Here is a 22588-nt window from a genome sequence, read left to right on the forward strand (position 1 = left end):
CCGAGAAAGATGGGCTAAAAATTCGCTTGCCGGGATCTACATATCAAGATTTCTTGATATGTAGATATCTTGGATATGGCAACCGAAACAATCTCACAGTCTAGGCCTTCTGGCCACTTGCTTTCTGCAACCAAAGCCATTTCCGATGAAACTCGGGTTCGAATCCTCCATATCCTCAGTTTTGGGGCTTTTTCTGTGAATGAGGTGGTGGAAATTCTTGGGATGGGCCAATCTCGGATCTCTCGCCATTTGAAAATCTTAACAGAAGCAGGGCTCATTGGTTCACGCAGGGAAGGAAGTCTTGTTTATAGTTTTCTCCTTTCGGAAGAGGATTCCGGGTTAAAATTTCCATTAGAACTCACCAAACTATTGTTATCATATAAAGAAGACCTACCTTCTAGAGAAAGAGACCAAAGAATGGTCCACCAAATCTTAGAAAATAGAGAAAGGAAATCGAAATCCTTCTTTGATGGGGTCGCAGAAAGTTGGGAAAAATTACAAGAAGAGACTCTGCATCCGAAACTCTATAGGTCTTGGATTTTACAAGAACTCCCTCTTTGCGAAAAGATTTTGGATTTGGGTTGTGGTCCGGGGGGACTCATCCCTTTTTTACTCAACAAATCCAAACATGTGATTGGAGTGGATAACTCTTCTAAAATGATTGAGAACGCATCATCCCATTACGGAAAAAATCCAAGTGTTAGCCTCATCCAAACTCCTATGGAACACCTGCCTCTAGCAGATAATTCTTGTGATGCGGTAGTTGCTTCTATGGTAATGCACCATATCTCTCATCCACCAACAGTTTTGGAAGAGATAGCAAGGGTTCTAAAACCAGGTGGGGTTTTGTGTATTGTTGATTTAGGAAAACACAATGTAGAGTTTATGAGGGATAACTTTGCGGATCTTTGGCTTGGATTTGAGCCAGAATTATTTGAGTCATGGCTATCGAATGCCGGTTTTAGAGTCGGGTCCATGAATGAGATCCAAACAGAATCAAGTTTTAAAATTTTAACTATCAAAGCAACAAAGGAAGAAGGAGGACACTATGTCCACAGCAACTGAAACAAAATCGGAAAGATTGCCATTTAAAGTGAAGGATATCTCTCTTGCAGAATGGGGAAGAGAAGAGATCATTTTGGCAGAAAAAGAAATGCCGGGCCTTATGGCTCTTCGTAAAGAATTCGGAACTACTAAGCCACTGAAAGGTGCTAGAATTTGCGGATCTCTTCACATGACAATTCAAACAGCGGTTTTAATTGAAACCTTGGCTGCATTAGGTGCTGACATTCGTTGGTCCTCTTGTAACATTTTTTCAACACAAGACCATGCAGCAGCGGCCATCGCAAAAGCAGGAATTCCTGTATTTGCTTGGAAAGGCGAATCAGAAGAAGAATACTGGTGGTGTATTGAACAAACTCTATTTTTTGACGGTGGAAAAGGACCAAACATGATCCTTGACGACGGTCACGATCTAACTCATTACATTCATGAAAAATACCCGCAACTTCTTGCAGACATCAAAGGTGTTTCTGAAGAAACAACTACAGGTGTGATTGCACTTCATAAAAAATTGAAAGCGGGAACTTTGAAAATCCCTGCAATCAACGTAAATGACTCTGTAACAAAATCTAAATTTGACAACCTTTACGGTTGCCGTGAATCACTTGCTGATGGAATCAAACGTGCAACAGACGTAATGCTTGCTGGTAAAGTAGCACTCGTTTGTGGATACGGTGACGTTGGAAAAGGTTCTGCTGCATCACTTCGTAACTTTGGTGCACGAGTCATTGTAACTGAAATTGATCCAATTTGTGCTCTTCAAGCAGTTATGGAAGGATACCAAGTTCTTCGTGTAGAAGATGTAATTGAAAACGCAGACATCATTGTGACTGCAACTGGAAATGATGATATCATTTCACTTGAACACATGAAAGCGATGAAAGACGGTGCGATCCTTTGTAACATTGGTCACTTTGATACAGAAATTCAAATGTCTCGTTTGAACTCTGAAAAAGGTGTCATCAAAAAAGAAATCAAACCACAGGTTGATAAATACACTTTCCCTAATGGAAGATCGATCATCGTTCTTGCAGAAGGTCGTTTAGTGAACCTTGGTTGTGCAACTGGTCACCCATCTTTTGTAATGTCTAGTTCTTTCACAAACCAAGTATTGGCTCAAATCGAACTTTATACAACTAAATATGAGTTAGGTGTTTACCGCCTTCCAAAACATTTAGATGAAAAAGTGGCAGCACTACATTTGGAGCAGTTGGGTGTTCGTTTGACAAAACTCACTCAAAAACAAGCTGATTATATCAGTGTTCCACTCGAAGGTCCGTACAAACCAGACCACTACCGATACTAAAAAAATCGCCCTTTTTGATAAAATTCAAGAAGGGCAATGGAGTTTCTCATGGCTTATGTTGTAACTGAAATTTGCGTTGATTGTAAATACACTAGTTGTGCAGCAGTTTGCCCGGTGGAGGCTTTTCATGAAGCCCCGGACACTCTGTACATTGATCCAGACACTTGTATTGATTGTAATGCTTGTCAATATGAATGTCCGATTGATGCGATTTTTCCTGACTATGATGTCCCGGAAAAACACAAACCTTCGATTGAAGTGAATGCAAAAGAAGCAAGCAAATTCCCGGTCATTGTTACCACTAAACCACCTCTCAAAGGTGCAAAGTGTTCTGATCCGAGTAAATAAATGATTTTTGGGTGTGTGGCTTTTTTTAAGCCACACACCCTTTCCCTATATACTGATATAATAATATGAAATTTGAATATACCAATCCTTCTGCAAAATCCCTTTTGAAATTAATAAACGAGAGAATCCTCGTTTTAGATGGTGCTATGGGTACTATGATCCAAAGACATTCTTTGGAGGAGGACGATTTCCGTGGAGATCGTTTTAAGGATTGGCCTTGTTCCATTAAAGGAAACAACGACGTCCTTGCCATCACTCGTCCCGATATCATTGAATCTGTCCACTTGGAATATTTGGAAGCAGGGGCCGATATCATTGAAACCAATACCTTTAGTTCGAACATTGTCTCCCAAGCGGACTACAAAATGGAATCGGCAGTTCGTGAATTAAACTTAGCTGCTGTTTCTTGTGCCAAAAATGCTGTAGCCAAATTCAAAGAAAAAACAGGGAAAACAGATGTGTTCATTGCGGGTTCGATTGGACCAACTGTAAAAACGGCTTCCCTTTCACCGGATGTCAATAATCCTGCATTTCGCGCTGTCACCTTTGATGAGTTAGTCGATTGTTTTTATGAACAAGTTTCGGCACTTCTCGATGGTGGTGTGGATTTACTTCTACCAGAAACTAATATTGATACTTTAAATCTAAAAGCATGTATTTATGCGATTGAGAAAGTTTTTGAAGAACGAAAGATTCGAATCCCTGTTGTTCTTTCTGTCACCATTACCGATGCTTCGGGGCGTACTCTTTCTGGCCAAACAGGAGAAGCTTTTTATATTTCGATCAAACACGCAAAAGCACTAGCTGTGGGAATCAACTGCGCGCTCGGTGCAGGCGAGATGCGTCCTTATATCGAAGAACTTTCACGAGTGGCAGATTGTTATGTGTCTTGTTACCCGAATGCAGGTCTTCCCAACGCTTTTGGTGGGTATGACCAAACTCCAGAAGAGTTTGGCAGTTGGATGAAAAACTTTGCCGAAGCAGGGTTTTTAAATATTGTTGGTGGATGTTGCGGAACCACCCCAGCGCATATCCGAGCAGCGAAAGAAGCAGTGTCTACAATCGCTCCACGTCCTTTAAAGGAACAACCGAAACTCAGTACGTTTGCAGGTCTCGAACCTTTGAAACTGACCAAAGACCAAGGGTTCATCAATGTGGGAGAAAGAAACAACGTCACCGGATCTCCTAAATTCAAAAAACTCATCCTAGATGGGAATTTTGAAGAAGCGGTGCAAGTGGCCTTACAACAAGTGCAAGCTGGTGCCAACGTCATTGATATCAACTTTGATGAAGCTCTCCTTGACGGCGAAGCCTCTATGACTAAGTTTTTGAACTTAATTGCAGGGGAACCAGACATTGCAAGGGTTCCGTTTATGGTGGATTCTTCCAAGTGGTCTGTATTACTGGCGGGTCTCAAATGCATCCAAGGAAAACCCATTGTCAACTCCATCTCTTTGAAAGAAGGAGAGGAGGCATTTTTGGATCATGCTCGCACCATCCAAAGATTTGGGGCTGCAGCGATTGTAATGGCTTTCGACGAACAAGGGCAGGCGGCAACCAAAGATGATAAAGTCCGGATATGTAAACGTGCTTATGACTTACTTGTCGAAAAATTAGATTTTGATCCAACAGACATTATCTTTGATCCAAACATTCTAACCGTTGCCACAGGAATCGAAGAACATAATAACTATGCGATGGATTTTATTGAAGCCACTCGCGAGATAAAAAAAATCTGTCCAGGTGCGAAAGTATCAGGTGGACTCAGTAATATTTCATTTTCTTTTCGTGGGAATAACCCGGTAAGAGAAGCAATGCACTCTGTATTTTTATACCATGCCATCCAAGCAGGAATGGACATGGCCATTGTCAATGCAGGGATGTTAGAAGTTTATGAACAGATCCCAAAAGATCTTTTGGAACTTGTGGAAGATGTCATTCTCAACCGTCGTCCTGATGCGACGGAACGGATGATTGAGGCTGCGGCAAGTTTTCATGGGGAAGCCAAGATCCAAAAGAAAGACGATGCTTGGAGGAGTGGATCTGTAGAAGAACGTCTAACGCACGCTCTTGTAAAAGGGATTGATGAATTTGTCACTCAAGATACAGAAGAAGCACGCACTAGTTTTGCTAGACCTCTCGAAGTGATCGAAGGGCCACTGATGAATGGAATGAAGGTGGTAGGGGAACTATTTGGTGCCGGAAAGATGTTTCTTCCGCAAGTAGTAAAAAGTGCACGGGTAATGAAAAAAGCCGTGGCTTACTTACTTCCTTTTATGGAAGAAGAAAAACGAAATCAAAAAGACGAAAGTACACAGGCCAAATTCCTGATTGCAACAGTAAAAGGGGATGTCCATGATATTGGGAAAAATATTGTGGGAGTGGTGCTTGCATGTAACAACTATGAGGTGATCGACCTTGGAGTGATGGTTCCTTGTGAGAAAATTTTAGAAACTGCCAAAAAAGAAAAAGTGGCGGCCATTGGTCTATCGGGTCTCATCACACCTTCTCTGGATGAAATGGTTTATGTTGCCAAAGAGATGGAACGACAAGGATTCCAAGTTCCACTTCTGATTGGTGGGGCAACCACTTCGCCAGCCCATACGGCTGTAAAAATTGCAGAACAATATTCGAAACCTGTCCTTCATGTGATGGATGCTTCTCGTGTTGTGAATGTGATGAACAGTGCTCTCAATCCGCAGACTGCTGTGGATTATGCAAAACAAGTCATTGAAGAACAATCGAAAATTCGTGAAGAATTTTATTCCAGAGAGAATGAAAGAAACATCCTACCAATTCAGGATGCGATACAAAACAAATTTAAAGCGGACTGGGATTCTTATACTCCACCAAAACCAAGTTTTACGGGAGTACAAAAAATTGAGGATGTGACCTTACAAGACCTCCTTTCTTATATTGACTGGTCTCCTTTCTTTTTGGCTTGGGAATTAAAGGGTCGATACCCTCAAATCCTCAAAGATCCAGTGATTGGAAAAGAAGCCACATCCCTTTTTAATGATGCACAAATCATCTTAAAAGAAATGTTGGAGAATCCAAATCTCAAACCAAGAGCGGTTGTCGGAATGTTCCCTGCTGTTTCTCATGGGGAAGTGGTGGAAATTTTTGAAAATGATGACAAAACTAAATCTTTGGGAACATACCCGATGTTACGCCAACAAACAGTCAAAATGACAAATCAACCAAACTATAGTTTGGCGGACTTCATTGCACCTGAAGACAAAAAGAAAAATGACTATATTGGATATTTTGCGGTAACGGCAGGTCATGGAATTGAAGAATTGGCAAGAACCTATGAAGCCAAACAAGATGATTACAATGCCATTTTAGTTAAGGCACTGGCTGACCGATTTGCAGAAGCCTTTGCTGAATACATGCACCATCGTATGCGAGAAGAATGGGGATTTGGAAGGACTGAAAATCTTTCGAGAGAAGATATGATTCGCGAAAAGTATCGTGGAATTCGTCCAGCGCCTGGTTACCCTGCTTGTCCTGACCATACGGAGAAAAAGAAAATTTGGAAACTCCTTGATGTGGAAAAAAATGCAGGCATCCAACTCACCGAATCCTGTGCGATGTGGCCGGCAAGCAGTGTGAGTGGGTATTATTTCTCACACCCTGAATCTCGTTATTTTGCGATCGGTAAAATCAATGAAGACCAAGTGGTAAACTATGCGAAAGACAAAGAAATGGAAATTTCTGAAGTGGAACGTTGGTTGTCACCAATTCTGAACTATGACCCTTCGCGTAAGTCTAAATCCTAAAGAGTAAGTTTTAGACTAAAGAGAAAGGGGGATTCTGTGGGTTTCATTCAAAACAACCATAATCACGGCTGGAAATCTGTCGCCAAAGGGACGCTTGGTGATGGATTCCCCTTCCATTCCAAACTGGCGACTTGGTTACAAGAATATACAAATATTCCCAAAGAAGCCGAGTTAGAAATTCTAGAAGTGAGTTGTGGGGAAGCCAGTTGTCCAACTGAAGAAACCATGATTGTTTGGAAGAATCACGAATTTCGGATCTCTAGGAAAAAAGAAAACATTTCGAAGATGGATGTGGATTTGTCCTGGAAACGATTTGTGAGTAAAGGATAACCCCAAGAGAATTCTTTTTTTGTTTGGATTTTACCTTCCCAATCATACGTTTCTTCCGTAGTCAAATTTTTTTATCTCTTAGGGAGAATATACGAAATTCGCATAAATCACCTAAATTTGTGTGATAATAGAATGTTTTATATTCGCAAAAGTATAAAATTAAGATGAATCAATTTAACAACTTTTTAAATCACTTAGTGAATACAATCCAAGGGGATTCCCAAGTCCTTGCTGTTTGTGTGGCTGGTTCATTTATACAAAATGAATTAGATGAGTATTCCGACCTTGATATCGTTTTAGTTGTTGAAGAGAACTCTTTCCAAATGTTCGAAGAAATGAACCAACTAGCAAACTCTCTCGGAAATTTACTCAGCTCATTTACAGGTGAACACGTTGGTGAAAAAAAGTTACTAATCTGTTTGTTTGATTCTCCTTTACTCCACGTTGATTTGAAATTCGTTAGTTTGGCTGATTTTCATTTCAGAGTAGAGAATCCTGTGATAATCTATGATAGATCTAATCTAATCCCAGATGTTTATAAAAATTCGTTACCGCAATGGCCAAAATTTGATTTTCAATGGGTTGAGGATAGATTTTGGGTCTGGATCCATTATGCTGGAACAAAAATTGGACGTGGTGAATTGTTTGAAGCTATCGATTTTCTTTCTTTTTTACGCACTAGTGTAATAGGGCCTATGTTTCATATTAAATACGATCAAAATCCGAGAGGTGTTAGAAAACTCGAGTTCATACTTTCTTCTCAGGAACTTGCCGATCTAAAAAAAACTTATCCTTCCTTTGAAAAACATTCAATCATTCAAGCCTTGCAGGATGTGTCCAATATTTATGTTTATTTGAGAAATTTATTAATCAGCGATTTGAAACTGAGAAATGAAACAAAAGAAAGAAGCCTCGATTTTTTGTTTTCGTTAAGTAAAGAGATCATTAATGAATAAAATATTATTAGAGGTAATCCCAAGAGATGTTCCAACATTACTTAGTGAAGTAAGTTATGTTAAAAATAATTTTAGTCAAATCTCTGGGATTAATATTCCGGACTTACTAAGATTTGAAACTAGAAGTTGGGTTGCCGCGTCAAAGATTCAAAATATTTTTCCAAATGTAATTCCTCACCTACGAGCAATTGACTTTGATTTAGATCATTGTGATCATATCATTGAATTTCTTCAAAAACATAATATATCTTCTGTAGTGGTCATCAAGGGAGATCCACCTACGGATATGTCCAGGAAGGTTTACCAGACAACTTCGACCAAACTGATCAAAAAATTAAAAAAAGAAATGAGTTCTCTAAAAGTCTATGCGGCTGTTGACCAATACCGTAGTGGGATCAAAGATGAGTTTGATTACATCGAAATGAAAATAGATGCAGGGGCAGATGGATTTTTAACACAGCCATTTTTTGATTTACGATTGATTGATATTTTTACTGAGAAACTTCGCGGAAAGGAGGTTTACATTGGAATCAGTCCAGTGACTAACGAAAAATCGCAAAGTTATTGGGAATCAAGGAATCGGGCTTATTTTCCAAAGGATTTTCAACTGACAATGGATTGGAATGTAAAATTTGCAAAAGAAGTAATTGGTTATTGTTCTCAAAATGATTTTAATACGTATTTGATGCCCATTAGAATTAATCTTGAAGTTTATTTAAGCGGTATATTTAAGTGAAAAAGGAATGAAGCTTAATCATAATTATTATGGTTTTTAGGATTTTTTCCTGCACAAGGGATCGTAGCGGAAATCCTTTCCTATATAGAAAGGTGGTTGATACAAAAATGTTATTGGAAAGATTGCAGCGGAGAGCCCGGTCGGTGATCAGTCCAAATTTTGGTATGTAAAAAAAATTCGATGTGCCCAAAGAAGAAGATAGAAGAATAAGCCTATGATAAACCAAATTCAATTTTTAAAAAACAATCCCAAATATATTTTTTTAATGGATGGTCTGGGAGCCATCCTTTCTTGCCTATTGTTGTCTCTCGTTTTACCTTTGTTTGTGGATTTACTCGGGATGCCAATCAGCACCCTTTATATTCTTGCGATTTTGCCTTTTATCTATTCCGTTTATTCTTTGTTATGTTATTTTTTAAATCCTTTTCAATGGAAATTTTATTTACGTGTGATTGCCAGCGCAAATTTTTTATACTGTGCCTTCACGATGTTTTATCTAGTTTGGAATTTGGAACAAACAACTCTTTTATGTGAAATTTATTTTGTTTTGGAAATGATAGTGGTCGTTAGTTTGGCTTCCTTGGAATGGAAGTTGGCCAAGAACTAATTAGTGTTAGAGTGTGAAGATGGTGCCACCGGCATATAGTATTTGAGACCTAAGTTCCCTTGGATTTCTGGAGCCCAAAGTTCATCCAAAGTGCGACCTGCTTCCCTTGCGTTGATGGGAACTCGCACCATACCTTCAAAGGTTAAGTTACTATTGGAAATACTAATCCCTGGTGTAATGTAAACTTGTCTTCCTACGAAATTAGTTCTCGAAGGTTCTTGGGCACGGATGGATGTATTGAGACGACTGTTGATATCGTTATCAAAACGGTGGAGTTCAGAAAGTTGTAGAAAAAGTTCCCAACGAGAGTTTTTGATAAATGAAAACAAATTCCGATTGAGTCTATATTTGATTCTAACCTTTGACTCAGCAACGTCTACATATCCAGAAGCTCCTTGGTTCATCGACATTCCCATACTGAGCCCTAAATCAAAAGTAAATCCATTGCGGTAATACACATAAGTGACATTGGGTTGGTAAGAAAGGAGAGCAGAGTTCATTCTCTCTGGTCTGACATCAAAGTTCCCTTCTGGATTGCGGTAAGGATTGATTGTGGAAAAAGGGATAACGGATGAAAAAATTTGGATCCCAGCCATGGGATCATCTGATTTGGGAAGTTTTCCATCAAAACCGAGTTCCAATTCTTTAGGGAAACGAAAAGGGATAAGAATCGCCAAATTACCGTTACGTGACCCTCCCACTTGGAACAAAGCAGCTCTTGGATCGGAAAAAGAATAACTAGAAAAGAAAGGTAGGCCTTGTGCAAAAATAGTAAAGCTCGTCATACTAACGAGAATGGTTGGTAGTACTATCTTTTTAAGCATCTAAAAGCATTTATGCCTGCTTTTCCTTAGTTTGGCAATGAAATTTGCTTTCCTCTCTCTCTTTTTTTGTTATAAGTTTTATCAATGAATGAAAATGATACCAAGGTTGAACAATTTGGTCCCTGCACCATTCCAAACCCAGCAGGGTATGACTACTGGACGGAAGACAACTCCGTCGTTCTATTCCAAACGATATTTTCAGGCCCAGAGGACGCTAAAAAAACCGTAGAAACAAGTCCTGTATTTTTTGAACAAGCCGGTCCCAAAGAGAAAATTTACTTTCGCCCGGAAGAAGTCACAGCGGGGATTGTGACTTGCGGTGGACTTTGCCCTGGGATCAACGATGTCATTCGTGCTCTTGTGATGGAACTGCATTACCGGTACAAAGTGCCCCGTATTTTAGGTTTTCCTTTTGGTTATGAAGGTCTTGTGAAAAAATTTGGGCATAGACCGGTGGAACTCACTCCAGACAAAGTGGCCCATATTATGAACTTCGGTGGTTCCATTTTGGGATCTTCTCGCGGAAACCAAAATATTGGTGATATGGTGGACACGTTGTTTCTCTACGGAGTGAAGATGTTATTTTGTATTGGTGGGGACGGAACTCTTCGTGGTGCCCAAGCCATCCAAGAGGAAGTGCGCAAACGAAAGGAAGACATCGCCATCGTGGGGATTCCCAAAACCATCGATAACGATATTAACTATGTCCAAAAGACTTTTGGATTTTCGACTGCTTTTAGTAAGGCGGTAGAGGCTGTGAATTGTGCTCATGAAGAGGCGAAGGGTGCACCCAATGGGATTGGTCTTGTGAAACTCATGGGTCGTCACTCTGGATTTATCGCCGTCAATTCAGCCCTTGCTTCTAAAAATGTAAACTTTGTCCTCATTCCAGAACTTGATTTTGATTTAGAAGGAGAGGGAGCCTTTCTTACCGTTCTGAAAGAACGGGTGCAAAAACGAGGTCATGCAGTTGTGATTTTGGCCGAAGGGGCGGGCCAAAAATTCTTTGAGGACAAAGGAGAAAAGGATCTATCAGGTAACAAGAAGTTGGCGGATATTGGAATTTTTATCAAAGATAAAATTACCGAGTATTTTAAAAAAGAAGGTGTGAATCTCAATTTAAAATATATTGATCCCAGTTATATCATTCGATCTGTTCCTGCCAATGCAGAAGACTCTGTGTTCTGTGGTTTCCTTGCTCAAAATGCAGTCCATGCAGCCTTTGCAGGTAGGACAGGGTGTGTGGTGGGGATTTGGAACAATGTGTTTACGGTCATGCCAATCTCTCTTGCCATTGCCGAGAGAAAAGTATTACGTCCTGAAAGAAGTACTTTGTGGCGGGCGCTTCTCGCATCGACGGGGCAACCGAATTCAATGAAGGCGAAAGGCTGATCTTTATGATCAGCTATTCTCTACTTTTTTTTGAAACTTGAGGATATTGTCTCGGATCTCTTCTTCTTTTTTATGGAGCTCTTTTAAGAATTCCGTGTCGAGGATCATTTCTGGTTTTTTGATAAACTTACTTTCATCATAGTTGTCAATTTCGTATAACAGATCTTCGATGTTGGATTCTACTTTGACCAGACTTTGGATGGATTCTACTACCTTTTTGTTTACAAATAAAATTTCTTTGAATCGTAAAATATAATGTTGGAATCTGTTTTCGCGAATCATGGCCTGGCGTTGCATTTCTTTTACGATTTCGCGTTCTTTGAGAACTTCTTTTTTTTCTACGAGGATTTGGTTTTTGAAGATTCGAATTAAATTTTCTGTTTCTAGTTTATAATTTTCAAAACTACTGTTGTGGTTGTTTTGTAAGTCTTCCATTTGTTTGCGGAATTCTTTTTCTCGCAAACGATCTTGTTCTTTTCGAAGTTTGTCAGATGTTTGTAACGCGTTTTTGACACGTGTTTCGATAACAGCATCTAACATGGCTTTGTGCAGTTTATCCAGTCGTAAGGTCACTGCCATTGCATATAAAATGCGTTTCATAAAAACTCCTTTATTATTAGTTTAGACGAATAATAAAGAGAGAAAGGTCATCGTGTGGCTCTGCTTCTCCCACAAATTCACTGACTTTTTGTAAAATCGCCTGCCTGATCACTTCTGGGGGATCGTTGATATGAGATAAGATTACAGATTCTAGTCGTTCTTCTGAAAAAAGTTCTTCTTTCATGTTCATTGCTTCTGTCACACCATCGGTATACAATACCAACAAATCACCGGGTAAATAACTTACTGTATGTTCAGAAAACTCACAATTTCCAATACCCATTGGTTGTCCTTTGCCTGAAAGGTGTTGGATTTTATGGTGTTTTTTGCGATAGATGATTTGTAAATTATGACCTGCAGAAGAATAAGTTAATTCTTTTTTTGTCATATTGATTCGCACAAGCATTGCTGTGACAAACATCAGAAAACCAGATTTATCTTGTAAGATTTGATTGGCATTGAAGAGAGCTTCACTTGTGGAAGTTGTTTTTGAAACTTCTTGTTGTAAAACCGTTTTGGAAAATTCCATAAATAGTGCAGCCGGTGTTCCTTTCCCAGACACGTCTGCAATGATTACAGAAACTTCGTCTTTCCCATGAACAACCATATCATAAAAGTCTCCACCAATTTCCCTGGATGCTTGATAGTAGGTATCAAATTCAAGTAATGAATATTGTTTTGGGATGATGGGCAGGGAATGTTTTTGGATCATTGCCGCTACTTGCATATCACGATCAATGTTTTTCAAACGTTCACTTTGTATCTTAACTTGTAAGGCAGTATATGCTTCCCCAACCTGGTTGGTAAGAGTTCTTAAAATTCGAATGTCCATCTCATCGAACCTGGTGCGAGATGTTTTATCGGAAACAACAAGAGAACCTAACCATTCTTTATTTTTTAAGATAGGGAATAGGATCATACTATGTTGGAATAAACCTTTGTGAGTGAGTTGGATTCCTTGTGGTGAGTTTGCAGTAATGATTTTATACCCTTTGAACATCCAATCGGCTTTATCAGCAAATAATAAGGTCTCTACATCTTCATCATGGATTTGATCGGAAAACCCTTTGGATTTAGAACGAGGTAGTCCTTTTTTTTCGATTTTTTCGAAGTTGAGGCAAACCCTATCGACTTGCAAAACTTCCGAAATGGTTTTCACTGCAAGGTCCATAAATTCGTCAGAACTTTGGATATTGGCAAGGGCTTGGGATATTTGGAATAAACCATTCAGTTCGTTTGCACGTAAATTGAGGCTATCAATCAGAAGGCGATTTTTGACGGCTATTGCTGCTAAGTTAGAAAGATACTTTAAAATTTTAATATCAGTGTGATTGAAATCACGATTGTCAAGGGAGTTGACTGCTTCGAGTACACCTTGTACTTCCCCTTGGGCAACCATGGGAACACAAAGAAGGTTTCTTGTCACATAACCTACTTTTTGATCAATCGCCTTAAAAATCCTTGGATCGTTGGCAGCATCGTTTACAATCTCTGGTTTGAGTGTTTCGAGTACCATCCCTGCAATCCCTTTCCCTCTAGGAACTGTTAGGTGGGCAAGGGATTCTTCTTTTAAACCGCTGGTTGTATTAAAAACCAACTGGTCATTTTCTTTATCATAAAGGAGTAGGGAAGAACCTTCTGTTTGGAGAACATCACGAGTGATCCCCATTATCTCTCCGAGAAGTGTATCCAAATCTTCTTGAGAATTGATGCGGCTGGTAATGTCTGAAATCAGACTTAATGTCAGTAGTTTAGTAGGCATCCGAATCTATCCTTGTTCGATCAAACTTCCAATCCCTTGGTTGGTTAAAATTTCAATTAAGACGGAATGAGCAACTCGACCGTCAATGATGTGGGCTCTTTTGACTCCAGAGTCAATGGCTCGCAAACAACACTCTACTTTTGGTATCATGCCGCCAGAGATCTGTCCAGTTTTTATATGCCCATGGATGTCTGCTTTTTTGAGACCCGTTACCAATTGCCCATCAATGAGGATGCCTGGTGTGTCAGTAAGCAAAATGAGTTTGTCCGCATGGAGTGCTTCCGCTATTGCACCAGCCATTGTGTCTGCATTGATATTCAAGGTCTGACCTTCTTTGGACATTGCAACAGGAGAGATGATTGGAATAAAACCTTCACGTTGTAAGGTGAGTAAAATATTGGGATCAACTTCTGTTACTTCACCAACTAGGCCCAAATCTACTTTTTGAACCTTACTATCTTCCCCTTCCACTTCCATTAGGTATTTTTCAGCAATCGCAAGCCCTCCGTCTTTCCCAGAGAGACCAACTGGTTTTCCGCCTTTTTCTTGGATGAGAGATACAATTTGTTTGTTCACTTTTCCAGTGAGAACCATTTCCACCACTTCCATTGTGGCTTCATCAGTCACCCGATGTCCCCGAATGAACTGAGTGTTTAAATTGAGTGATTTGATAAGAGCGTTGATTTCTGGTCCACCACCATGAACCACAACAGGATTGATCCCTAAATATTTGAGGAGTACAATATCTTCTGCAAAAGATGCCTTTAATTCTTCTTCCACCATGGCTGCTCCGCCATATTTGATGACAATGGTTTTCCCAGAATATTTGATCAAATAGGGAAGTGCTTCCAAGATATGATTGATTTTTTCAGAATGGTGGTTCATAAAAGTCCTCATTTATGATAATGAAATTTAAAGCCGCCGCAGTGCAAGTCACAAGTACAGCAAGAGTCTCAAATAACCTAACTAAGTGTAGGCAACTTGTGGAAGAAGCGGCTTCTGCCGGTGCCAAGGTCATTGGTCTTCCTGAAAATTTTTCTTTTATGGGAAGTGAAGAGGAGAAAAAAAATCTTCTTGGTCAAATCGAAGAAGAAACAAATGTTTTTTTACAAGAAACCTCTAAAGACCTTGGAATCTTTCTACTCGGAGGAGGTTTTCCGACTAAGGCACCAACTGGAAAGGTCTACAATACCGCTGTCATCACAAATCCTGAAGGGAAAGAGGTCTTTCGTTATCATAAAGCCCATCTTTTTAATGCGGTTGTCGGAGATGGATTCAATTATAGCGAATCGAATTCCACTGAAAGTGGGGGAAAGGTTCCCGATGTCATCCAAACCGAGTATGGTAAAATTTCTTCCGCCATTTGTTACGACATTCGTTTTCCAGAACTCTTTCGTGCTTTGTCCGCAAAAGGAGTAGAACTTTGTTTTCTGCCCGCAGCTTTTACTGTTCCTACGGGAGAAGCCCATTGGCATGTGCTCCTTCGTGCTCGCGCCATTGAGAATTTTATGTATGTACTTGCACCAGGTCAGACAGGAGTTCACGATCCCCACGGAAAACGAAAAACCTTTGGCCATTCTCTCATCATTTCTCCTTGGGGAGAAATTTTAGATGAGATTCACAATACGGAAGGTTTTGCCATTGCAGAGATCGACTTACAAAAGTTAAGCGAAATTCGAAACCAACTTCCTAGCCTAAACCACCGTCTGTTCTAAGCCGAGAGAGTTTTTTTATATCATGGCTTTGTCCACATTGGACTTTGGAATGATTAAAAAAATGATCTTTTGGTTGCGGAAGCCTTTTTCATCAAAAGAAAGTCTTTCATTACTTTTTCAGCTGCCTTTTGTTTTTCCATGTGTACAAAATGTCCGCATTCGGAAAACAATACCGCTTTGACATGTGGAGTGGTTCTTTCTAGTTCCATCACGTCTTTTCCTGGGATGATCGGATCTTCTTCTCCCCGCATGATGAGCGTAGGCACTTGGTTTCCAAACACTATGGGACGGATATCAGTTCTATCTAACATCTCCAGAATCATTAGGATTTGTCTTGGGTTCAGGCATTCAAACTGTGGGTTATAGTCTTTGAGGAATTGTTTGATGTCTTCACGGGCATGGAAAGCAGAAGAATCATACACTCCATAGGAAAATCCAATTTGTAAGGCTTTGGGGAGTGCCTTTCCAATTTTGAATCCAAAGTCAAAAAAACTACCTAAGTTCGCACGAAGCCCCATCACACCGATTTTTAAAATCCCGGGTACTGGTCCGTGGACAAAAGGTGCAATCGAAATGACTTGTTTGATTCGCTGCGGGAATAAAGAAGCAATGGCGAGCACTGCCATCCCACCGGTTGAATGGCCAACAAGAGTGATGTCTTTTTCTCCAGCAGAGGCCCAAATCCCTTGGGCTTGTGTTTCTAAAAAGTCTTGGAGGGTAAGTCCTTTTTTTTGATCAAAAATTTCTGCAGGGTAATGACCAACTAAGTCTAGTTCAATGACGTCTCCAAATTGACGAAAAAAGGGAATATTAAGACCCCAATACCCAGCTGCAGAACACCAACCACCAATGAGGACGATGGTTTCTTTTGCTTTGGGATTAAGAGACTTGTGTTTCACATAAGTGAGTCTATGATTTTTCCAATTATAAATTTGTCTTTCTGACATATCGTCCTCTAGTCTTCAATGATGCGAGGGAATGATCCCAAAATTCTTGTGACCACTTCATAATTAATTGTACCTGTCCAAGCCGCGTGGTCATCTGCTGATATGGTTTCGTTTCCCGATTTCCCGAGAATCACCACATCATCCCCTAGTTTTGCATCCGGGATATGAGTGATATCAAGCATAGTCATATTCATACAAATCCGACCCAAAATTTTTGCCCTTTCTCCACGAACGAGCATATATCCATTGTTGGAAAGTTTTCTATCTAGTCCCTCATAGTATCCGACGGGAACAACTGCCAATTTTGTATCATGTGTGGTTTTATATGTGGACCCATACCCGATAAATGTTCCTTGGTTTAGATTCTGGATGTGTTGGATTTGTGTTTTCCAACTGAGGGCTGGTTTTAACATCCCCACATCTTTTTTCATAAGAGATAAAGAAAGTTTTGTTTCTAAACTTGGCCAAAGTCCGTAAAGAGAAATCCCCACACGAACCAAATCCATTCTTGCTTCCGAAAATAACATAGCAGAGGCAGAAGAAGCACAGTGGCAAATGAGATCGATAAACCCGTGTTTAGCGAAAGTGTCTATCGCATCTTGGAACTTACCCAATTGCAACATGGAATAACTATGTTCTGTAAAATCTTCCGTGCTCGCAAAGTGAGTGGCTATCCCTGAAAGAGGGAGTTTTTTTTCAAAGATTTCTTTAGCTAGGGCATCGGCATCGCTTACGGGAATTCCAAGTCTTGACATCCCGGTATCAACTTTTAAATGGATTTTTGGGGTCGGTGAAAGTTTGGCGAGAATTTCCATTTCTTCGATCCGCGAGACCATCACCCAAAAATTTTCATCTGCCAGTGATTCCTTTCTTTCTTTCAGATCGGGAATACTTCCCATAATGAGGATGGTCGCTTTCGTGAATACACGTCGGATGGATAAGGCTTCTTCCAAAGAGTTGACACCCAAGTAGTCGGCACCGGCATCAAGGGCGATGGAAGCCGTGGCAAGAAGCCCGTGCCCATAAGCATTGGATTTGATGATGGCCGTAAACTTCGTTTTAGGACCAATCAGTTTGCGAAAGAGGGCGATATTGTGGCTAAAAGCCGAACGAGAGAGGTAAATTCGAGAAGAGAGCACGGTCCCATTTTTTTTTACTTTTCTCTTCTGTCGCTTCAGATATTTCTATTTTTGAATGTCTCTTAATCACTCCGAAATTCCTTCGTTTCCCTCTTTCGAAAATTGGAAAGGGATCTCCCAGTATTTCCCCGTACAGAATGACTCCGTTTGGTTGAATTATTGTGGGACGACACCCGTTTCGACCTATGCCATCCAAATGATGAATCTCTATTTCCAGGAATATGCAAAGTTTGGGATTTTTGCCCCTAGTTTTGCAGAACCAGTCATCAAATCTACCATCCGAGGATACATTGCAGAAATTCTTTCTTGTGATCCATCTGAGATTGGGATTGTGCATAACACAAGTGAGGGGATGAATCTCTATTCTCATAGCATCCAAATCCCGAAAGGAAAACGGATCCTTGTTTTAGAAAACGAATATCCAAGCAATGTGTATCCTTGGGAACATTGGAAAGAAAAGGGTATTGGTTTGGATTTTATTCCTGTAGGGAAAACTCCTGATGAATTTTTAACCAACCTCAAAAACGAATTAGAAAAAGGGGATGTGAATATCCTTAGCCTATCACCTGTTCATTGGTGTACGGGAGTGGCTTTTGATATGGAAGCCGTTTCCAAACTTTGTGAAACTCATTCCACAAAACTAGTGATTGACGGAAGCCAAGCAGTAGGCCATATCCCTTTGGATTTTGGAAAGATTAAGGTAGCCTTCTGTGCTTTCGCTGCCTGGAAGTGGTTACTTGGTCCTTTAGGTTTGGGCGTTGTGTATTTATCCAAAGAAGAATCCAAAGGTTTTCAGTTGATCTTCAAAGGCCAAGCCAGTGTGGTCAACGATTCCAATTATTTCCCTTATCGTAATGAATGGAAACCAGCTGCCGACCAATTTGAACAAAGTACTATTAATTTCAATGATTGGATTTATTTTTATGCGTCATTAAAGATGTTATCAACTCTTGGGTTTTCAAGAGTAAGAGAACGAATTTATGAAGTAGCAGGGATGTTGAAAGACGCACTTCACGATCTGGGTTTTACTTTAGAATCTGATGCATTCCCCAGTGTCAAAACAGGTATCCTTGCCATCACTGGTCATAAAGATCCTTCCAAGTTCCAACCGGAGGCTATCCAGGCTTTTTTAAAACAAAGAAAAATCACAACAGCGGTGCGGCTGGGACGACTCCGAATGGCCCCACATATTGCCATCGAAGAAGAACATGTGACCCGTGTGAAAGAAGCATTAAAAGATTATCTTAGTCAAAGTTAGGTGAACGAGTAAATTCAATTCTCATATGGTTACTAAAATTTCTAAACTGATTGTGACTGCTTTTCCGGTTGTGCTTCTTTTCATATCCGCCATTGGATTTGTATTCCCTGAAAAAATCATTTGGTTCAAAGGCCCTTGGATTACGTATAGTCTTGGTGCGATTATGCTTGGGATGGGACTCACACTAGAAGCAGAAGATTTTATTCGGATCTTAAGACAACCAAAACCCATTCTCATTGGAACTATACTGCAATATACGATTATGCCCATCCTTGGGTATTCACTCGGGTATTTATTTCAATTGCCAGAAGCCTTCGCCGTGGGACTCATCCTTGTGTCTTGTTGCCCTGGTGGAACTGCATCCAACGTGATCACATTTTTGTCCAAAGCGGATGTCCCTTTAAGTGTTACTTTAACTTCTGTATCTACCATCCTTGGAATCCTCATGACTCCCTTTCTAATTTCCATTCTCATTGGCAGTCGATTGGAAATTGATAGGTGGGGCCTTGTGCTCACAACCTTCCAAGTAATTTTGGTTCCTGTTGGTTTAGGATTATTTTTAAAATCAATGTTCCCAAAACTCACAAAGGAGATTCAAGATTTCTTTCCCGTACTTTCTGTACTGTTGATCGCGATGATTGTGGCTTCGATCATTGCCAGTGGAAAAGAGACCATCCTAAAGTCGGACTTCCGAATCTTTTTTGCGGTCATCCTTTTGCACCTAGGTGGGTTTGGATTTGGTGGGATTTTTAGCTGGTATTTGACGAAGAATGTAAAAACGGCAAAAACCATTTCGATTGAAGTAGGGATGCAGAATTCAGGGCTCGGGGCAGTCCTTGCAAGGACACATTTTCTCGATCCGAACACCGCAATTCCTAGTGCTTTATCGAGTTTGACTCATTCGCTCTTGGGGAGTTTGTTTGCGACCTATTTCAGAAAGGAACCGAAAAAACCCGCTATTGTCGATTGACTATATATGGGGTCGGTACGTCATGGCATAAATTATGAGAGAAATCATAAAACTAACCTGTGTCCCATGTGCGATCCCTGGGCGGTCAAATTACTTCCAGACTAAAAATAAGAAGACAAAGTCGGAAAAACTTGTGACTAAAAAATATTGCAAATTTTGCAAATCCCATACAGATCACAAGGAATCCAAAGTCTAAGGAATAAGATGCCGAAACCAGCTGCAAAATCTTCATCCGAGAAAGGAGTGGACAAAAAGTTCATTGAAGAGGTGCGTGAGCTCCTCCAAGAGAAAAAAGAGTCCCTCCTCGTCAAACTCAACCAATGGGAAGACACTAGTTCTCCATCTGGGTTGAAGGAGATGGGTGATATTGCGGACATCGCATCCGAACTCAATTCAGAAGCCTTAACTTCTGTTTTGACTGAAAACGAAATTGAAACTCTACGTGAGATCGAACTTGCTTTAGAAAAGATTGAAAACGGAACCTACGGGATCTGTGAGGGAACTAAGAAAAAAATTCCTCTCGCAAGACTCAAGGCCATCCCGTGGACAAGATTTACTGTGGAATTTGCAGAACAAATGGCGAAAAGCCGTAACCGTGCTGGTGGATACCGTATGGATTCTTTATCTGCTTACCCAGTCACCGGAATGGATGTGGATTCTCTCGATTAAGAGAAATCCCTTTGTCCTTTTTCCAGAAAAAGACTCTTCCGAATTCTCCCTCAACTTATAAATTTACATTTGCTTTGCCGTGCCTTTCTCTAAACTCTTTCTATCGTGAGTTTTCCAAACCGGCTGCGCACCTTACCATTCTTTGATCTTTTCTTTTTTTCCATTTTAACGTACTCCCTTTGGAGCCTTCATCGTTATGTGGAACCGGTTCCCACCGTTCATTTTTTTCCATCCTTTTTATTGCAATTTTCCTTTGGTTTTTTTCCCCAAATGTACCAGCGGAAATGGGGCCGAATTTTCACGGCGCTTGGAGTGTTTACTTTCTTGCGACTGCCTTATTTGTCAGGACTACCCATGGTGGGTTCCTACCAACTAGTTGGTTTGTTTCTTGGCTCCATTCTTGGGATTTGGACGAGAGAGGTCATCCTTGTCCTCCTAGGCAGAAACGAAACCGCTCTCCCCAAACAATCCGAGCAGATTCTTACTGACTGGATGATTCGAAATCCAACGGGGAAATCCATTCTACCCATTTGGTATTCTACTTACTTTGGATTTATTATTTTTTTGTTTTTTCTTGTTTTACTTTGTTTTTTCCAATACCAGGGATTGGGTTTGGTTTCTGGACTTGGGGTCCAAGAGTATTTGTATTTTCCTTCTCTTTCCTCTCGGGAAGCAATGGGGCTCTCTTGTAAAATTTTAATTCCTACTGCCTTTGTGGTTTTGTATCTATTTTCGGAAGAAAGATCTATGCCAACACCATCTAAGGATAGTTTGTCGGAACAATTGCGTTTTGGAATTTTTTTAGGCCTTGGTATCAACTTACTGGTTATGTGTATCCAATCCGTTTGGAGTTTGGAGTTTTTCTCAGAAGGAACTCTAGAAAGTGTAAAAGTTGGCCGTACAACTGGACTTTTGCAAGACTCTGGATCAGCTTCTTGGATCCTTCCTATTCTATCTCTTCTATGGATTTCCAAACTAATCAGCATTTGGAGACAATCTAAAGAAAGATTTAGTTTGGTCCTTGCCATTTTATCTTTTCTTTTTGTGACTTGGCTTGGTCTGAGACAAGGAAAAGCGTTTTGGGTGATATGGATTATTTGTAATGCTGTTGGTGTTATTCACTTAACAACTGATTTGTGGATCGTTTCTATCACAAAAAAAAGAATCATAAGGATTAGTTCTTACTTTCTTCTTCCTTTGTTTTTTTTCCTTATTCTATATGGATTAAGTTTTCTAAAAAAAGATTGGGATTTGGTGGAATTATCTAAACGTTCTATGGAGGCCATTTCGGTTTGGAAAACGGAACCTTATTTGGCTTTAAAACGAATGGATTTAGTTCGTGCAGAACTTCTTACCATTTGTACGGAAGGAATAAAAAACAATCTGTGGTTGGGGAATGGAATTGGTTCTTTTCCACTTGGTTTGCTTGATCCTCTACGGGTTGGAACCAAAACTTCCAATGGGATGATCGATTTCCCACCTAGCTTTTATTTATGGCTTATCCATGATTTAGGGATTCTTGGAACCTTTGTTTTTTTGTTTTATATAGGTATTTTTTTATGGGAACGCGGGTTATGGAAACAAAGTTTGTTACTAATCATACCGCTATTTTTCGGTGTACAAATCCAGAACTCGGATGGGGCGTTTCTCTTTTTTTACTTAATCCTACTAGGTGAAAAAGGATCTGGATTTTCTCCATCTTTTGACAAACTTAGAAAAACGATTTGGTTTTCTCCTTTGTTATTAATCCTTTCTGTGGGCCTTCCACTCAATTACGCACTGTTTTATTCAGGGAAATTTTGGGATTTGGGAATTGGATCAGAATTTCGGAAAACCCAATTAGGAGAATACCAATCAGCTGTAACAATCCCTCCTAGATCGCCTAACTATGAATATGAATTTCATGGGAAAGTTTGGGAATGGAAACTGTCCGAATTTGGTCCTTCACGAGCGGGAAGGATTGTTTTAGAAACAAAAAGTAAAAGTTTAGTAGTCGAAATTCTATTTTTGAATTCAGACAGAGTCATCATTAAACAAGAGTTATTTTCTGAAACCAACCAAGGATATACTTGGTCAGGAGAATGTCCTAAAGGTGCATCCTTTATCCGCCTGAAGTCAAGGTCCCGATTGGAATTTCGATTGCCCCGATCCAGTTTTGACGGAAACAATCGAATCCAGTTTTAAA

21 protein-coding genes are annotated in these 22588 nt (G+C 40.1%); 15 read left to right on the forward strand and 6 right to left on the reverse strand.

What is annotated here, in order from left to right; all coding sequences use genetic code 11:
• Window positions 1-75 precede the first annotated feature (75 nt).
• The 8 genes from EHR01_RS08925 (at window position 76) to EHR01_RS08960 (ending at window position 9127) form a co-directional block, all read left to right on the forward strand.
• Window positions 76-1065: an ArsR/SmtB family transcription factor gene (locus EHR01_RS08925; RefSeq protein WP_135694407.1), complete on the forward strand. Its 990-nt coding sequence runs from the start codon at window positions 76-78 to the stop codon at window positions 1063-1065.
• Window positions 1049-2368: an adenosylhomocysteinase gene (ahcY, locus tag EHR01_RS08930; protein ID WP_135694409.1), complete on the forward strand. Its 1320-nt coding sequence runs from the start codon at window positions 1049-1051 to the stop codon at window positions 2366-2368. Before EHR01_RS08925 ends, ahcY begins: the two co-directional genes overlap by 17 nt.
• A 48-nt stretch (window positions 2369-2416) precedes the next feature.
• Complete coding sequence (locus tag EHR01_RS08935) at window positions 2417-2716, forward strand: ferredoxin family protein (protein ID WP_135694410.1); 300 nt, start codon at window positions 2417-2419, stop codon at window positions 2714-2716.
• Window positions 2717-2781: 65 nt separating this feature from the next.
• On the forward strand, window positions 2782-6498 hold the full coding sequence (gene metH, locus EHR01_RS08940; protein ID WP_135694412.1) for a methionine synthase: 3717 nt from the start codon (window positions 2782-2784) through the stop codon (window positions 6496-6498).
• Between the two features lie 36 nt (window positions 6499-6534).
• On the forward strand, window positions 6535-6828 hold the full coding sequence (locus EHR01_RS08945; RefSeq protein ID WP_135694414.1) for a hypothetical protein: 294 nt from the start codon (window positions 6535-6537) through the stop codon (window positions 6826-6828).
• A gap of 164 nt (window positions 6829-6992) precedes the next feature.
• Entirely contained in the window at window positions 6993-7784 is a 792-nt protein-coding gene (locus tag EHR01_RS08950) for an aminoglycoside 6-adenylyltransferase (RefSeq protein WP_135694417.1), read from the forward strand.
• Complete coding sequence (locus EHR01_RS08955) at window positions 7777-8520, forward strand: methylenetetrahydrofolate reductase (RefSeq protein WP_135694419.1); 744 nt, start codon at window positions 7777-7779, stop codon at window positions 8518-8520. Before EHR01_RS08950 ends, EHR01_RS08955 begins: the two co-directional genes overlap by 8 nt.
• 214 nt (window positions 8521-8734) lie before the next feature.
• Window positions 8735-9127, forward strand: coding sequence for a hypothetical protein (locus tag EHR01_RS08960; protein ID WP_135694421.1), 393 nt, complete (start codon window positions 8735-8737; stop codon window positions 9125-9127).
• Here the strand turns inward: EHR01_RS08960 and EHR01_RS08965 are convergent.
• On the reverse strand, window positions 9124-9951 hold the full coding sequence (locus EHR01_RS08965) for a hypothetical protein (protein ID WP_135694423.1): 828 nt from the start codon (window positions 9949-9951) through the stop codon (window positions 9124-9126). The genes EHR01_RS08960 and EHR01_RS08965 overlap by 4 nt on opposite strands.
• Before the next feature lie 84 nt (window positions 9952-10035).
• Here EHR01_RS08965 and EHR01_RS08970 point away from each other — a divergent pair, with 84 nt between their 5' ends.
• Window positions 10036-11343, forward strand: a complete 1308-nt coding sequence (locus tag EHR01_RS08970) for an ATP-dependent 6-phosphofructokinase (protein WP_135694424.1) — start codon at window positions 10036-10038, stop codon at window positions 11341-11343.
• Window positions 11344-11352: 9 nt separating this feature from the next.
• On the opposite strand, the gene EHR01_RS08975 is transcribed toward EHR01_RS08970, so the two are convergent.
• The 3 genes from EHR01_RS08975 to argB are packed head-to-tail and all read right to left on the reverse strand — an operon-like array spanning window position 11353 to window position 14590.
• Complete coding sequence (locus tag EHR01_RS08975; protein WP_135694426.1) at window positions 11353-11943, reverse strand: hypothetical protein; 591 nt, start codon at window positions 11941-11943, stop codon at window positions 11353-11355.
• 16 nt (window positions 11944-11959) lie between these two features.
• Window positions 11960-13705, reverse strand: a complete 1746-nt coding sequence (locus tag EHR01_RS08980; RefSeq protein WP_135694427.1) for a SpoIIE family protein phosphatase — start codon at window positions 13703-13705, stop codon at window positions 11960-11962.
• A gap of 6 nt (window positions 13706-13711) precedes the next feature.
• The gene (argB, locus tag EHR01_RS08985) at window positions 13712-14590 is read right to left on the reverse strand and encodes an acetylglutamate kinase (protein WP_135694429.1); all 879 of its coding nucleotides are present in this window, start codon (window positions 14588-14590) and stop codon (window positions 13712-13714) included.
• 20 nt (window positions 14591-14610) lie between these two features.
• Here argB and EHR01_RS08990 point away from each other — a divergent pair, with 20 nt between their 5' ends.
• Complete coding sequence (locus tag EHR01_RS08990; RefSeq protein ID WP_135694431.1) at window positions 14611-15420, forward strand: carbon-nitrogen hydrolase family protein; 810 nt, start codon at window positions 14611-14613, stop codon at window positions 15418-15420.
• 53 nt (window positions 15421-15473) lie between these two features.
• Here the strand turns inward: EHR01_RS08990 and EHR01_RS08995 are convergent, their stop codons facing one another.
• Together EHR01_RS08995 and alr are read right to left on the reverse strand one after the other, a co-directional pair.
• Window positions 15474-16367 (reverse strand): alpha/beta fold hydrolase, encoded by an 894-nt coding sequence (locus EHR01_RS08995; protein ID WP_135694433.1) that lies wholly within the window; start codon window positions 16365-16367, stop codon window positions 15474-15476.
• Window positions 16368-16375: 8 nt separating this feature from the next.
• On the reverse strand, window positions 16376-17506 hold the full coding sequence (gene alr / locus EHR01_RS09000; RefSeq protein WP_135694435.1) for an alanine racemase: 1131 nt from the start codon (window positions 17504-17506) through the stop codon (window positions 16376-16378).
• Window positions 17507-17561: 55 nt separating this feature from the next.
• Here alr and EHR01_RS09005 point away from each other — a divergent pair, with 55 nt between their 5' ends.
• The 5 genes from EHR01_RS09005 (at window position 17562) to EHR01_RS09025 (ending at window position 22587) form a co-directional block, all read left to right on the forward strand.
• On the forward strand, window positions 17562-18764 hold the full coding sequence (locus tag EHR01_RS09005) for an aminotransferase class V-fold PLP-dependent enzyme (RefSeq protein ID WP_135694437.1): 1203 nt from the start codon (window positions 17562-17564) through the stop codon (window positions 18762-18764).
• Window positions 18765-18789: 25 nt separating this feature from the next.
• Window positions 18790-19734: a bile acid:sodium symporter family protein gene (locus EHR01_RS09010; protein WP_135694438.1), complete on the forward strand. Its 945-nt coding sequence runs from the start codon at window positions 18790-18792 to the stop codon at window positions 19732-19734.
• 34 nt (window positions 19735-19768) lie between these two features.
• The gene (rpmG, locus tag EHR01_RS09015) at window positions 19769-19930 is read left to right on the forward strand and encodes a 50S ribosomal protein L33 (RefSeq protein WP_081431684.1); all 162 of its coding nucleotides are present in this window, start codon (window positions 19769-19771) and stop codon (window positions 19928-19930) included.
• 8 nt (window positions 19931-19938) lie between these two features.
• Window positions 19939-20403 (forward strand): TraR/DksA family transcriptional regulator, encoded by a 465-nt coding sequence (locus EHR01_RS09020; RefSeq protein ID WP_135694439.1) that lies wholly within the window; start codon window positions 19939-19941, stop codon window positions 20401-20403.
• Window positions 20404-20601: 198 nt separating this feature from the next.
• A complete protein-coding gene (locus tag EHR01_RS09025; protein ID WP_135694441.1) occupies window positions 20602-22587 on the forward strand; it encodes a hypothetical protein in 1986 nt (661 codons plus the stop codon).
• Window position 22588 lies beyond the last annotated feature (1 nt).

Source organism: Leptospira mtsangambouensis, from assembly GCF_004770475.1.
In the GTDB taxonomy this organism is placed as follows: Bacteria; Spirochaetota; Leptospiria; order Leptospirales; family Leptospiraceae; genus Leptospira_A; species Leptospira_A mtsangambouensis.

Excerpts from the sequence above, each read along its gene's own strand:
- EHR01_RS08970 (WP_135694424.1), top strand. The coding sequence starts at position 10,036 with ATGAATGAAAATGATACCAAGGTTGAACAATTTGGTCCCTGCACCATT.
- EHR01_RS08950 (WP_135694417.1), top strand. The coding sequence starts at position 6,993 with ATGAATCAATTTAACAACTTTTTAAATCACTTAGTGAATACAATCCAA.
- EHR01_RS08975 (WP_135694426.1), bottom strand. The coding sequence starts at position 11,943 with ATGAAACGCATTTTATATGCAATGGCAGTGACCTTACGACTGGATAAA.
- EHR01_RS08995 (WP_135694433.1), bottom strand. The coding sequence starts at position 16,367 with ATGTCAGAAAGACAAATTTATAATTGGAAAAATCATAGACTCACTTAT.
- ahcY (WP_135694409.1), top strand. The coding sequence starts at position 1,049 with ATGTCCACAGCAACTGAAACAAAATCGGAAAGATTGCCATTTAAAGTG.
- EHR01_RS08935 (WP_135694410.1), top strand. The coding sequence starts at position 2,417 with ATGGCTTATGTTGTAACTGAAATTTGCGTTGATTGTAAATACACTAGT.
- EHR01_RS08925 (WP_135694407.1), top strand. The coding sequence starts at position 76 with ATGGCAACCGAAACAATCTCACAGTCTAGGCCTTCTGGCCACTTGCTT.
- EHR01_RS09005 (WP_135694437.1), top strand. The coding sequence starts at position 17,562 with ATGTCTCTTAATCACTCCGAAATTCCTTCGTTTCCCTCTTTCGAAAAT.
- metH (WP_135694412.1), top strand. The coding sequence starts at position 2,782 with ATGAAATTTGAATATACCAATCCTTCTGCAAAATCCCTTTTGAAATTA.
- argB (WP_135694429.1), bottom strand. The coding sequence starts at position 14,590 with ATGAACCACCATTCTGAAAAAATCAATCATATCTTGGAAGCACTTCCC.
- rpmG (WP_081431684.1), top strand. The coding sequence starts at position 19,769 with ATGAGAGAAATCATAAAACTAACCTGTGTCCCATGTGCGATCCCTGGG.
- EHR01_RS09020 (WP_135694439.1), top strand. The coding sequence starts at position 19,939 with ATGCCGAAACCAGCTGCAAAATCTTCATCCGAGAAAGGAGTGGACAAA.
- EHR01_RS08960 (WP_135694421.1), top strand. The coding sequence starts at position 8,735 with ATGATAAACCAAATTCAATTTTTAAAAAACAATCCCAAATATATTTTT.
- EHR01_RS08980 (WP_135694427.1), bottom strand. The coding sequence starts at position 13,705 with ATGCCTACTAAACTACTGACATTAAGTCTGATTTCAGACATTACCAGC.
- EHR01_RS08990 (WP_135694431.1), top strand. The coding sequence starts at position 14,611 with ATGAAATTTAAAGCCGCCGCAGTGCAAGTCACAAGTACAGCAAGAGTC.
- EHR01_RS08955 (WP_135694419.1), top strand. The coding sequence starts at position 7,777 with ATGAATAAAATATTATTAGAGGTAATCCCAAGAGATGTTCCAACATTA.
- EHR01_RS08965 (WP_135694423.1), bottom strand. The coding sequence starts at position 9,951 with ATGCTTAAAAAGATAGTACTACCAACCATTCTCGTTAGTATGACGAGC.
- EHR01_RS09010 (WP_135694438.1), top strand. The coding sequence starts at position 18,790 with ATGGTTACTAAAATTTCTAAACTGATTGTGACTGCTTTTCCGGTTGTG.